General features: G+C 44.4%; 12 protein-coding genes. 8 read left to right on the plus strand and 4 right to left on the minus strand.

Going from position 1 to position 13,346, the window contains the following annotated elements:
• Window positions 1-4 precede the first annotated feature (4 nt).
• The 3 genes from pafA to GO495_RS08690 all read left to right on the plus strand — a co-directional run bounded on the left by pafA (window position 5) and on the right by GO495_RS08690 (window position 3,222).
• Window positions 5-1,663, plus strand: coding sequence for an alkaline phosphatase PafA (pafA, locus tag GO495_RS08680; RefSeq protein WP_157299297.1), 1,659 nt, complete (start codon window positions 5-7; stop codon window positions 1,661-1,663).
• Window positions 1,664-1,747: 84 nt separating this feature from the next.
• Entirely contained in the window at window positions 1,748-2,527 is a 780-nt protein-coding gene (locus GO495_RS08685; protein ID WP_157299298.1) for an enoyl-CoA hydratase/isomerase family protein, read from the plus strand.
• Window positions 2,528-2,574: 47 nt separating this feature from the next.
• The gene (locus GO495_RS08690) at window positions 2,575-3,222 is read left to right on the plus strand and encodes a hypothetical protein (RefSeq protein WP_157299299.1); all 648 of its coding nucleotides are present in this window, start codon (window positions 2,575-2,577) and stop codon (window positions 3,220-3,222) included.
• Between the two features lie 69 nt (window positions 3,223-3,291).
• On the opposite strand, the gene GO495_RS08695 is transcribed toward GO495_RS08690, so the two are convergent.
• Complete coding sequence (locus GO495_RS08695) at window positions 3,292-3,669, minus strand: hypothetical protein (RefSeq protein WP_157299300.1); 378 nt, start codon at window positions 3,667-3,669, stop codon at window positions 3,292-3,294.
• A 149-nt stretch (window positions 3,670-3,818) separates the two neighbouring features.
• Here GO495_RS08695 and GO495_RS08700 point away from each other — a divergent pair, with 149 nt between their 5' ends.
• The 3 genes from GO495_RS08700 to GO495_RS08710 all read left to right on the plus strand — a co-directional run bounded on the left by GO495_RS08700 (window position 3,819) and on the right by GO495_RS08710 (window position 7,272).
• Window positions 3,819-5,255: a tetratricopeptide repeat protein gene (locus GO495_RS08700; RefSeq protein WP_157299301.1), complete on the plus strand. Its 1,437-nt coding sequence runs from the start codon at window positions 3,819-3,821 to the stop codon at window positions 5,253-5,255.
• Between the two features lie 244 nt (window positions 5,256-5,499).
• Window positions 5,500-6,264 carry a phosphosulfolactate synthase gene (locus GO495_RS08705; protein WP_157299302.1) on the plus strand — a complete coding sequence of 255 codons (765 nt, stop codon included), beginning with the start codon at window positions 5,500-5,502 and terminating at the stop codon, window positions 6,262-6,264.
• A 273-nt stretch (window positions 6,265-6,537) separates the two neighbouring features.
• A complete protein-coding gene (locus tag GO495_RS08710) occupies window positions 6,538-7,272 on the plus strand; it encodes a shikimate dehydrogenase family protein (protein ID WP_157299303.1) in 735 nt (244 codons plus the stop codon).
• Window positions 7,273-7,318: 46 nt separating this feature from the next.
• On the opposite strand, the gene GO495_RS08715 is transcribed toward GO495_RS08710, so the two are convergent.
• A complete protein-coding gene (locus GO495_RS08715) occupies window positions 7,319-8,110 on the minus strand; it encodes a class I SAM-dependent methyltransferase (protein ID WP_157299304.1) in 792 nt (263 codons plus the stop codon).
• A gap of 56 nt (window positions 8,111-8,166) precedes the next feature.
• On the opposite strand from GO495_RS08715, the gene truB reads away from it, so the two are divergent.
• Entirely contained in the window at window positions 8,167-8,856 is a 690-nt protein-coding gene (truB, locus tag GO495_RS08720) for a tRNA pseudouridine(55) synthase TruB (protein ID WP_157299305.1), read from the plus strand.
• On the opposite strand, the gene tamL is transcribed toward truB, so the two are convergent.
• The gene (tamL, locus tag GO495_RS08725) at window positions 8,844-11,258 is read right to left on the minus strand and encodes a translocation and assembly module lipoprotein TamL (protein ID WP_157299306.1); all 2,415 of its coding nucleotides are present in this window, start codon (window positions 11,256-11,258) and stop codon (window positions 8,844-8,846) included. The two genes, truB and tamL, sit on opposite strands and share 13 nt — an antisense overlap.
• Window positions 11,259-11,357: 99 nt before the next feature.
• Here tamL and GO495_RS08730 point away from each other — a divergent pair, with 99 nt between their 5' ends.
• The gene (locus tag GO495_RS08730) at window positions 11,358-12,080 is read left to right on the plus strand and encodes a TrmH family RNA methyltransferase (RefSeq protein ID WP_157299307.1); all 723 of its coding nucleotides are present in this window, start codon (window positions 11,358-11,360) and stop codon (window positions 12,078-12,080) included.
• Here the strand turns inward: GO495_RS08730 and GO495_RS08735 are convergent.
• The gene (locus GO495_RS08735) at window positions 12,073-13,305 is read right to left on the minus strand and encodes an ABC transporter permease (protein ID WP_157299308.1); all 1,233 of its coding nucleotides are present in this window, start codon (window positions 13,303-13,305) and stop codon (window positions 12,073-12,075) included. The two genes, GO495_RS08730 and GO495_RS08735, sit on opposite strands and share 8 nt — an antisense overlap.
• Window positions 13,306-13,346 lie beyond the last annotated feature (41 nt).

Consider the following 13,346-nt stretch of genomic DNA (forward strand, 5'->3'; position numbering starts at 1 on the left):
AAATATGAACTGGAAATTTCTTTCGGGAATCTGCGTGGCAACATTATTATACACCTCACAGAACGGAATCGCACAAAAAGCAACCTCTCCCAAACCTATTACCGTTAATACACAAAGCAAAGTAAAAAATGCAAATCGTCCCAAACTGGTGGTCGGCATAGTGGTGGATCAAATGCGATGGGACTACCTCTACCGTTACTCGGACCGCTATACTAATGGTGGCTTCAAACGGTTACTGAAGGATGGGTTCTCCTGCGAAAATACATTAATTAATTATACTCCTACGATTACGGCCTGCGGACATACCTGTATATATACGGGTTCTGTTCCTGCTGTTCACGGAATTATCGGCAACAGCTGGTATAGCCGGGAGCTGGGAAGAGACCTCTACTGTGCAGAAGATACATCCGTAAGCACCGTGGGCAGCACTTCCGCTGCCGGAAAAATGAGCCCCCGCAATATGCTGGTGACCACTATCGGTGATGAACTGCGCCTCTCTAACAATTTTCAGAGCAAGGTGATCGGCGTGGCGATTAAAGACAGAGGCTCCATTTTACCTGCGGGACATGCCGCTACTGCTGCTTACTGGTTCGATGGCGCTACCAACAACTGGATCAGCAGTACTTATTATATGAAGGAACTGCCATCCTGGGCAAAAGACTTTAATAATGAAAAGTGGCCTGCACGTTACCTGAGCCAGCCCTGGACTACCCTATATCCCATAGAATCATACAAACTGAGTACGGAAGATAACAAACCCTATGAAGGCAGCTTCAAAGGTGCTACTGCTCCGGTATTCCCATATGCTGATCCGCCGATAGCGGCTACGCCTTTTGGAAATACCATGACCCTGGAATTTGCCAAAAAAGCGGTAGAAGCTTACCAGTTAGGTAAAGGTGCTGTGACAGATATGCTGGCTATCAGCCTTTCGTCCACAGATTATGCAGGTCATCAGTTTGGGCCTAATTCGATCGAAATAGAGGATGTTTACCTGCGCCTTGACAAAGACCTGGATACCTTCTTTAAGTACCTGGATGCGACCGTAGGGAAGGGACAATACACCTTTTTCATTACAGCAGATCATGGCGTGGCTCATGTACCTGGTTTTATGGAAGAAAACAAGCTTCCCGGCAAGGCTTACAGTGATCCAAAATTAATAACTAACCTTAACCAGCTGGTAAAGGACCGTTTCGGTATAGAGAAAACCATCATTGCAGCAGATAACTTCCAGTTAAGCCTGGACCACGATGCCATCGCTAAAAGCGGAAAAAATGAGAAAGAGGTCAGAGATCTGATCATCGCTAACCTGCTGAAACAACCTGCCATCTCCAATGCCTTTTCATTAACAGAGCTGAATACCACTACACTGGCAGAGCCATTGCGTACCATGATCACCAACGGATTCAATATTAAACGCAGCGGTGATATCCAGTATGTATTACTGCCAGGTTATATTGAGGGTGGCGCAACAGGAACTACACATGGTGTATGGAATCCTTATGATGCGCATATTCCGCTGGTATGGATGGGGTGGGGGATTCATCCCGGCCATAGTAACCGCACCATTGGTATGACGGACATCACGCCTACCCTGGCTGCTTTGCTGCATATTCAGATGCCTAGTGGTTGTGTGGGAAAAGTGATAGAAGAGATTACCCAATAAGCCCGGTTGACAATTTCAGATTGCAGAATTTCGCAGGTTCTTGCTATATTCATTCTGCAATCTGAAATTGCCAATACAAAATAAATGACTTTTGAACATATCCTATATAATGTAACGGCGCGCGTCGCAACAGTTACCTTGCACCGTCCGGAAAAGCGTAATGCGCTTAATGGAGCTATGGTGGCAGAATTGCGGACGGCCTTCAGCATAGCAGAAAAAGACACGAACGTAAAAGTAATTGTACTGAAAGGCTCCGGTGAAGCATTTTGCGCCGGCGCAGACCTCGAATATCTACAACAGCTACAGAAAAATACAAGAGACGAAAACCTCGCAGACTCCCGCTCTCTGATGCAACTGATGCAGCAGATCTATTATCACGATAAAGTTATTATTGCCCAGGTGGAAGGACATGCCATTGCCGGCGGATGCGGACTGGTAACCCTCTGCGACCTGAGTTATGCCGTACCTGATGCATTGCTTGGATATACGGAAGTGAAGATCGGCTTTATCCCTGCACTGGTATCCGTATTCCTGGTAAGGAAGATAGGGGAAGGGCGTGCACGCGACCTGCTACTGACCGGCAGACTGATATCTGCCCAGAAAGCGGAGTACTACGGTCTTGTGAATCAGGTGGTCCCTGCTGCCGAGATAGCGGAATATGTAGCGAAAATTGCAGACGACCTGTGCAGCGGGACCTCTGCCAATTCACTGAAAGTGACTAAAAAACTGATTGCCGGGGTACTGGATTTACCCCTCGGAGAGGCATTGGAAGGTGCTGCCCAAAGAAACGCTGAAACCCGTGAACATGCTGACTGTCAACGTGGTATACAGGCATTTCTGACTAAAGAAAAAATGAAATGGTAAACCGGTATGATTTTTTCAATATACCTATGAATCACACAACACTTGTTATGCAGAAATATCTATTAACGTTTTTGTTATTCAGCCTGATCACCGGCCGGTTAACTGCACAACGCCTGGTCTCAGACGCGAAAATTGTTTACAAAATGGAAACGGCCGGGCAACCTGCTGATCCAACTTTTGAAGGAGGTACGCTCACACAATACGTAAAAGGCCATCAAAGCCGTGTAGACATCGACTTTAAAGCCCTTCATTATAGTTATCTTATAGACAGCCGGAATCAGACAGTGGTTACACTGATTGATAATCATGGTGATAAATACCTGATCCGCGCGGGAAAAGAGGATTATGAAAAGGAGCTGAAACAATATGCCAGCGTTCAGTTCACAGACGCAAAGGAAACCAAGGAGATAGCAGGATATACCTGTAAACGCTCTGTGGGTAAAATGCCTGATGGCCAGACCTTTGACGTGTACTATTCAACCGATCTGGTTCCTGAGAACAAACAGTTCAACCGCCGTTTCGTAAACCTGAAGGGTATTCCTTTACAGTTTGAGATCCTGAATAAAAACGGGACCAAGACAACGATGATCGCTACGAAAGTAGATCTGTTCGCAGTACCGGGATCTTATTTCGATACACCTAAATCGGGCTATAAAGAGATCAGCAGGGAAGAAATGTCGAAGATTGGGAACTAACTATAAAAACGAAAGGCTTCGGTGGTCCCGAAGCCTTTCTTATATGCAGGAATGCAATATCAGTTGTAATTAGTTCCTTTTCAAAGGCAGAATGATCTGCAGATGATGGAAGTTCATGTTGGAAGGTGGTTGTATCTGCGTCGCATAAGGCAACACGTACGTCACGTTCCCTTTCTTAAAAGTCATTACTGACTTAATGCTCAAGGCACTGTTATCAGACAACCGGAATGCTGACGTCATAGAACCACTGTAACGAAAACCTGCATCCAGGCTTAAGTTAGCTTTAGGCATCAGCGATAATCCGCTCTCTGTTTTCTTTATCTTGTCTTTATTCTTGTCGGTTAATATGTTGTCACTGGCATGTGCACTGATAGCAACTACTGCCAGAGCGCCCGCCAAAAAGAAAGACAATGAAAAGGCCTGAAATATGTTAGTTATCTGTTTCATTGTAGCACAAATGTACAAACTTTTCAATATATTTTATAACAAATCCTTAACTAAGTTACGATAAATTCTTAAATAAATGTTAATGTTTTCATAAAGCTTGCTACTTTGGGCCCTGGCGCACGATTCAAAAATTTCTTATATTTACAGTAATGAATCAAGACTTTCCATTTTTCAACGAAGATTTTGAGGAGCTGAGAGACTTGTTGCAGCAGTTTGAAAACCTGAAATCTGGCCAGTCTCATTCCTTTCTCGATGAGGATTCTTTCGAACTGATCATAGATTATTATGATGAGCATGACGAACTCCCCAATGCAATGCACGCTGCTGAAATAGCAATCGAGCAGTTCCCTTATTCGTCCTCCCTCTTACTAAAAAAAGCAAATCTGCTCATAGAAGCAAAAAAATACCAGGATGCCATGGAGCTGCTGGAAAAAGCAGCCATCCTTGACAGTACAGATATTAACCTGTACATCTTACAAACAGACGTATTCCTGGCAATGAACCAGCATGCGAAAGCCGCAGCTTTGCTGGAAGAACAGATTGCAATATTCGAAGGAGAAGATAAGACGGAACTGTTACTGGAACTGGCCGATGTGTACGACGACTGCGAAGAATTCGACAAAGTATTCGACTGCCTCAAACTTACTCTGGAGCACGCTCCCAATAATGAAGAAGCCCTGCATAAAATCTGTTTCTGGACGGAATTCACCGGCAGGAACGAAGAAAGCATCCGCCTTCATACCAATATTATCAACGAACACCCTTATAATCAGCTTGCCTGGTTTAATCTCGCTACTGCCTTTCAGGGGCTGAAACTCTACGAGAAAGCAATAGATGCCTACCAGTACGCTATTGTAATCGATGAGAAGTTCGATTATGCCTACCGTAACATGGGGGATGCCTACATCCGCTTACGTAAGTACGCAGAAGCTATTGAAGTGTTGAAAAAACACCTGGAAATAGCCAAACCGGAAGACGTTATCTATGAGGCTATCGGCCACTGTTACGAAAGACAGCGCAAATACACGCAGGCAAGGTATTATTACCGCAAGGCTTCTCACTTAAGCCCCAGCGACGATAAACTCTATTATAAGATAGGGGTGGCCTATATGACAGAATCCAACTGGGAGAATGCCATAAAATCCATCAACAGCGCTATTAAGATCAATAAGAACAACGCTGAATACCTGATAGCGCTGGGGCAGTGCTTCATAGAGCTGGACCGTAATAAAGAAGGGCTTATCCACCTCCTGGCAGCCGTTCGCTTACGTCCCTCCAGTATTACCACCTGGCAGGAATTTATCCGCGGTCTCTACATCTCCGGCTTCTACCAGGAAGCATTGACGCAGCTGGATGCAGCAGATAACAAACTGGGTTACAAGCCGGTATTGTTATACTATCGTGCAGCCGTGCAGTTTGCCCTGGGAAAATCCAAAGAAGGATTGATTTTGCTGGAAAATGCCCTGCAACGCTCTGCCAAACATGTGAAAAAACTGATAGAGTTAGATCCTTCATTGTTGCAACACAGCTCAATTGTGGAGGTCATATCACGCTATAAAAAGACCAAACGCGGTAAAAATCAATAAGATAGCGTAACGCTTATACCAAATGCGAAACGCTGAACGCTCAATGCCGGCGTTCGGTGTTTCGCATTTTACATTTCCTGAAATTCTTATTTGAGACACTTTAATTGGAATGTAGTAATTTTGCGCCGGTTTTATATACATATATTATTTACTATTCCATACCATTACATTTATGAAGGCCCGTCCTCAGTGCCTTTATATTTAGATGATAGGGTTACTGACCAGGACGATAAAAATGTTTTAAATGAATTTTAATCTGACACAAATTCCCGATCGGACAAAGAAGCCTCGCAACCATGGACTAACAATGGTCATGGACAAAGGATTAAGTTTGGAAGAAGCTAAGAATTTTTTATCGGTCGCGGCGCCACACGTAGATATTTTAAAACTGGGTTTTGGCACCTCTTTCGTTACGCCTAATCTGCGTCAAAAGATTGAAATATACCAGGCTGCTAACATCCCGGTATATTTCGGTGGAACTTTATTCGAAGCCTTCCTCATCAGGAACCAGTTTCAGGAGTATGTAAACATCATCAAGGACTACGGCATCACGATGATGGAAGTATCCGATGGTTCTATCACTATCCCTCATGCTGAGAAATGCGGTTATATTGAGAAATTAGCTAAAATCGGACTGGTACTGAGTGAAGTGGGTTCTAAAGATGCAGAACACATTATCCCTCCTTACAAGTGGATCGAGCTGATGAGCGCTGAACTGGGCGCTGGTGCTACCTATGTGATCGCAGAAGCCCGTGAAAGTGGTAACGTAGGTATCTACCGCGGTACCGGTGAAGTACGTGAAGGGCTGGTACAGGAAATCCTGACGCAGATCCCTGCTGAAAAGATCATCTGGGAAGCGCCTCAGAAAGCACAACAGCTGTATTTCCTGGAACTGATTGGCTGTAATGCCAACCTGGGCAACCTGGCTCCTCATGAAGTAATTTCCCTGGAAGCTATGCGTGTTGGCCTCAGAGGCGACACTTTCCATCTCTTCCTGGATAAGGAATAATACAGAACATAATAGGCTCCGTTAGGAGCCACGCATTTGTAGAAATACATTCATCAACAAAACACCGACTCCGTAGGAGCCCACTGATATTCAACATAGAAGGGGACTCCTACGGAGTCGATTAAAGAACATAAACATTTGCTGCAAACACGTAGCTCCTAACGGAGCTGAATGTAGCAACAAGGGGCAATACAGTAGCTAACATGTAGCTGGAACGGAGTTTCTAACGTAGTTAAATCGGAGTTTAAATATCAGCACTAAATTTCTTCAGTTATGAAAGTATACGGTCTTATTGGCTATCCTCTCAGCCATTCGTTTTCTAAGGGTTTCTTTGCTGAGAAATTTGCTAAAGAGAATATTAAAGATTGTATCTACGATAATTTTCCGCTGCCCACTATAAAAGAGCTTACTTCCCTGCTGAAAGATCAGCCGGAATTATGCGGACTAAACGTCACCATCCCTTACAAACAGGCGGTAATTCCTTATTTAGATGAACTAAGCCCTGCTGCTGCACAGATCAAAGCCGTGAACTGTATCCGCTTTATCGACGGTATTAAGACCGGCTTTAATACAGATGCCATAGGGTTCAGGAGATCCCTGGAGCCATTACTGAAGTCCCATCATACCAACGCATTAATACTGGGTACAGGTGGTGCTGCCAAGGCTGTGCAATACGTACTGGAAGCACTCAATATCCCTTATAAGCTGGTAAGCAGGAAGGCTGCTCACGGCGCCGTGACCTATGATCAGCTGGATGCGGATGTGATGGAAGAAAATACCATCATTATCAATACTACTCCTCTCGGAATGTACCCTAATGAAGATGCAGCTCCGGAAATACCTTACCAGTTCCTCTCTTCCAAACACCTGTTATACGATCTGATCTATAACCCGGCTACAACTTCTTTCCTGAAACAGGGAAAAGAGAAGGGTGCAACCATCAAGAACGGACATGAAATGCTCATCCTGCAGGCTGAAGCCAGCTGGGAAATATGGAATGACCTGTAAAGCCGGCGGGTAGCAATCCGGTATACCAATAGATACAGATGGTAATCTAGTGTATCATGTAATACACGCAGGTTGTAACAAAATTCCTTAAGAAAGGTAACTTCGCTACAGGTCCCCACTGTAATCTTGGTTTCAATCCGAATTTATATTTGTAGATAGGATTTATGAGATAGAATTGCTTTTTAGTAATACCATACCCCTGTTCTTTCACGATCTTCTCAAACCGTTCAATAGAAATTCCTGTATCCTTGATCTCCATCAATTCGGTGATCACAGATTCATCTTCTTTAAAAGCACGTAAAAGTCCTTTATAAAAAGGGTTAGGGAGTAAATGTATATAAGGCATCATATTCAGCACCTTGCTCCGGCAGGTCTGCTGATGGCCGCCATGTGGCATATACCAGGGAGGGAAACCAAAATAAACCTGACCTCTTGGCGTCAGGAGGTTTTTGAGATAACCGATGATCCTGGCCTGATCAGGAATATGTTCGATGGCATCTTTCAGGATAATAAGATCAAAAGAATGTTTGAACTCTCCCAAAAAATCAACATCATAAATATTTTTGTTGATGAGTTGCATGATACCTGCATCTACATACTGCTTCAGGAATTCATGCCCCAGTGCGATCTTATCATCGGATAAGTCCACACCTACACAATGACATCCTTTTTCCAGGAAGGGGATTAATACGCCGCCTTCCCCACAGCCAATCTCCATGATCCGGATATCCGGCGTAATGGGCATGGCCGCTTCAATAAAGGGCATTACGTAGTTAATGGAATTGTCCACCTGTTGCTGGTATCTGATGTTTGCGTTGCCGTGTTGTACTAAGGACATAGTCTGAAAATTCTGTGAAAATAGTAAAAAATCCCTAACCCACTTATATTTGCGCCATGAATCAGACGGCAGACAAAAATATTTACGAAGAAGGACAGGTAGTATTGATCAATAAACCATTGAAATGGACCTCCTTCGATGTAGTGCGTAAAATAAGGAATACCACCAGGGCTAAAACTGGCCATGCCGGTACCTTAGACCCGCTGGCTACCGGTTTACTGATTTGCTGTACCGGTAAAATGACAAAGAAGATCAATGAATACCAGGCTGCAGAAAAAGAATATACGGGTACATTCACATTGGGGTCAGTAACACCTACGTACGACCTGGAATCTGAACCTGTCGATTTCAAACCCCTGGACGGAATTACTGATCAGGCTATCCTGGATGCTACAAAGCAGTTCATGGGAGCACAGCAGCAATTACCACCTATTCACTCCGCTATCAAACAGAACGGGAAACCTATTTATGAGCTGGCTCGTAAAGGAGTAGAAGTGAAGGTAGAACCAAGAAGTATTTTCATCGCTGAATTTGAGATTACTAAAATAGAATTACCTGTAGTACACTTCAGAGTAGTATGCAGTACCGGTACTTATATCCGTTCACTGGCAAATGACTTTGGCGCTGCATTGGGAGTAGGTGGTTATATGAGTAGCCTGTGCAGAACAAGAATAGGCACCTTCAGATTGGAAGATGCAAAAGATATTCAGGTATTTATAGATGAATTTAAAGATCAGAAAGGATAACCGATCGCAATATTCCAGATGATATTATCTCTGCGCCATCTGCCATCACCCAGTTGCCATTCGCTGAGATACCAGCCATTTTTATTACCGGTAAAGTAAGGCACTTTGATGGGAATGCCCCAATCCAGCCTTATCAGGAAGAAAGAGAAATCCAGTCGTAAACCTGCGCCGGTACCAACGGCGAGGTCGTGATAAAAGTTGGACAACTGAAAGTTCGATCCCGGACGGTCCGCGTCTTTCCTCAGCATCCAGATGTTACCTGCATCCAGGAAAGTTGCTCCTTTCAGGTTGATGGTGCCGTTAAACAAACGAAGCAGGTCGAACCGGTACTCCACATTGCCTTCCAGTTTCATGTCGCCTGTCTGATCGGGGAAGCTGATCGCCGTTGCAGAAGTATCTTTATAGGTACCCGGACCTAAAGTACGCAAACGCCATGCACGTATACTGTTAGGCCCTCCGGCGGTAAACTGCCGGATATAAGGCAGTACGCTTGAGTGGCCATAGGCAATACCTACTCCGGCATAAGCACGGGTGGCCAGGGTCGTGTGTGTGGTCAGGTTCCAGTAATGCCTGTAATCCACTTCCAGCTTTACAAAGTTGGCGATGGAAGTATGTGTTAATGTATCCAGGTTCGTTTTGTAATTGGTAGCTGCGCCCCACAGGCTGTTGATCCCGTTCAGCCATGCGCCGGATTCCTCTATGTTCGCGCGGAAATAAGAGTTATGCAGTTTATGGTAGATGTCGTTATTACTGAAGATATAGGTTACGTTCTCTCCGCCGATGAATGCCGGTTCAAAACTTCTCTGCAGGTAAGGGTTTTTTGCAACAGTAGAGTCGCGGAATAATTTATTCAGATTTACTCCCACATAGTTCAGGGATATCGGTTTAACGATCCAGCGTTTGTTCTGGGACTCGTTCCATTCGTAACCAAAGGAGGCATTTACGTTGGAGATGTAGAACTTATCAATACGTGTCAGGTAATCTACCCCGGTGGTTAACCTTGTTCTTCCTGTAGAACGGTTCGTCTGCGCTACTTTGAAAAAAGGAATGATGAAGCGGGGGAAGATCAGGCTTACCTGTCCGCCGATCTCCTGCGACTGCAGCATCCAGGTATTTGCCTGGTTGCGGATCAGTTCTATACCACCGTTCAGCGTGATATTCAGCTGAGTGGCGGAACGGGCGATATTCAGGTGTTTATAGTTCAGCGTGATACCACTACCCAGCAGGTAATCGGAGCTGGTACTTACCTCGAAGTTGGCCCCTATTTCCTGACGGCGTTTCGGTGTCAGATAAATGTAAGCGTCCAGTTTATGGGAAGTATCTTTCTTTTCCTTGTATTGCAGCGTTACAAACTGCCAGGCGCCTAAATCATACAGGCGGTTAATGGCGTCGTTCGTCTTTTGCTGTGAATAGAGATCTGAGCTGCGCAGCAGAACTGATCTCGATAATACGGCCGGTTTTAATAAGCTCTGCCGGTAACGGATGGTGAGGTCTTTCCGTTGCAGCTCTTTAAAGGTAGAATCAGCCGTATTCCCGTAGGCCGGATAATCCGGATAAGTGTATATGCTATCTATATGATAAAGGTCGTAATGGGCAGCCGAATCATCCGGGTTACGGATCTTCACCGTGATATCCATGGTCGGGCGGTCCAGTCCTTTCTTTTCATTGTACACGTTCACGATACCCTCGAATGGGTTCATCAGGTTACGGAACAGCATTTTATGCAGGGTATCTATCTCAAACTCTATCGCATCGCGGTCAAATTTATAATAACCGGCATTGCGCATCACACGCATGAGCCTTTCACGTTCACTGCCCAGCAGCTCCTGTTTGTAGGCCATACCGGGTTTTATCAGCGATAATGATTCATTTTTCTTTGTAAGGTCCAGCAGGCTGGAGTCTGGTATTTCGTAATCTATTTTGTTGATGATAAAGTTACGGCCGGTATTCACTTTGTATTTGACGCTTACCTTCTGTTTTTTGATCGTTTCGTGATAATCTACGGTGGCATAGAAATAACCCTGGTTATTCATATAACTGACCATACGTTTCACAGATTCCTTTGTTTTCAGGGAATCGTAGATCACGGGTTCATCAAGGTTGCGTTTGGAGAGCATCAGGTTCCAGAACCAGTTAGACTTCTTCTCGTTGTATTTCTGGTTATACAGCCATACTTTGAAGCGGGTACCAATAAAGGGTTTATTGGACTGCTGCATCATCAGTTGTTTGGATGTAAGGGAACTGCGAAGGTTTTGCTTATCTATGGAAGAGGCATCTCCCTTTACTTCTACGCTGCTGTTGATATACAGCAACTGGCTTTTTTGAAGGTATTTCGTATTGGAACAAGCTGACAGTGCCACGGAAGTGATCAGTATAAATAAATAATTCAGTGGCCGCTGCATCACAGTCAATACAATATTTATAGTTAGTAGCTTTGTTTCAATCAGTATACATAGACCCCTTGCTTTGCCGATTAATAGAAATCATGTAGGTTTGGCCCTATGTTGTCAAAGGCGCAAATTAAGTATATTCAATCATTACAGCATAAAAAATACCGTCAAAAATCCGGCCAGTTCATTGCCGAAGGAGATAAGATCGTCCCTGAACTGCTGTCAGAAGGAGTACCAGTGCAGGAAGTATATGCCACCACCTCCTGGATCAGTGCACACGAACAATTACTCAATAATGTACGGGTTACTGCTGTGGATGAAGCCGTTTTAAAGCAGATTTCTGCTTTAACCACGCCCAACCAGGCCATGGCCCTGCTGAATATCCCCGAACCAACACCGGCAGTTTTAAAAGGAGTAGTCACTATTGCGCTGGAAACTATCCAGGACCCCGGTAACCTCGGGACTATTATTCGTATAGCCGACTGGTTCGGCATTAAACAGGTCATCTGTTCTCCGGATTGTGTGGATGCCTATAACCCTAAAACGATACAGGCTACGATGGGTAGTATTGCCCGTGTACGGGTAATAGAAAGTGAGATCATCCCCTTGTTACAGGAAGTTCCTTCTTATGCTGCTACGCTTCATGGAACTAATATTGTTGAATTTAAGAAGATAGAAGAAGGGATTATCCTGATAGGAAATGAATCCCGTGGATTGAGCGACCAGGTCATTGCTGCCTGTACCTACCGGATAACCATCCCCCGGCTGGGTGGAGCAGAATCATTGAATGCCGGTATTGCCGCAGGTATTATCTGTGGGCGCCTGCTTATTTAAACTGTATCGCCTTCATCGGGGTGATCCGCCGTATAACCATAGAAGGTATAATCAATACCAGCAGGCAGATGATAAAAGTACCTGCATTAATCAGCAATACTTCCCACCAGTGTAGTGATACAGCGGCTACAGACATATAATAGCTTTCTTCGGATAATTTAAAGAAGCCGGTCTTTTGTTGTAAGGCAACAACACTGATACCCAGTATATCTCCCAGTATCAGCCCTGCCAGTACAATGTAACCCGCCTGGTAAATAAAGATCTTCTGAATATTCCAGTTGCGCATCCCCAGCGCTTTTAAAATACCAATCATATTGGTACGTTCCAGTATAAGGATCAATATAGCGGTGATCATATTAATGATCGCTACGATAGTCATGATGATGAGGATAATGATTTCGTTCTGGTTCTGTAATTGTAACCAGTCGAACACATTCGGGTATATCTCTTTAATGGTACGGATAAATAATTTATCGGGCATTACAGCATCTGCCTGGATACTGATCGCATTCATTTTTTTATAATCATCCACAAACATTTCATATCCACCTACATCTCCCGGTTGCCAGTTATTGAGTTTCCGCACCAGTTCCAGGTCTCCTATAACATAAGTTTTATCATATTCTTCAATACTGGTTTTATAAATACCGCTGATAGTCAGTTTACGTGCCCGGGGAGCCTGCCCGTTCCCCTGGATAAAATATACAATAAGGGGATCATGGAGTTTTACCCGTAATTCTTTGGCCAGACTCACAGAAATCACTATTTCAGGGGCATAACTGCTATCCTTGTAACGAATAGGGCCACCCTCTATAAAAAACTGTTGCAGGTGCTGCCAGTTATATTGACGGTCTACTCCTTTGAAAATGACGCCTTCAATATCTTTTTCTGCTTTTATGATGGCAGATTTAGTGGCATAGGCATTCACAGTATTGATCCCTTCAATCTTTTTCAGCCTGGCTACCATGGCGCTATCCCCCTGGAAAGGGATCTGTTCTGTCAACGGACCGGCATTGGGCTGGTACTGTGTAATGTGAATATGCCCCCAGAAGCTGAAGATCTTTTGCTGGATCGTCTGCTGAAAACCATTTACCAGGGCTATTGCCAGGATCATCACCGCTACGCTGATGGCTGTAGCTAAGATAGCTATATTGATGATGAACCGGGAAAAAGAGGAAGATTTGTTAAAAGCGATCCTCCTGGCAACTAGAAATGATAGACGCATAGGACAAAAGTATCAAATTATACTTATCCGCTCAAAAGCAC

The sequence above is a fragment of the Chitinophaga oryziterrae genome, assembly GCF_009758125.1.
In the GTDB taxonomy this organism is placed as follows: domain Bacteria; phylum Bacteroidota; class Bacteroidia; order Chitinophagales; family Chitinophagaceae; genus Chitinophaga; species Chitinophaga oryziterrae.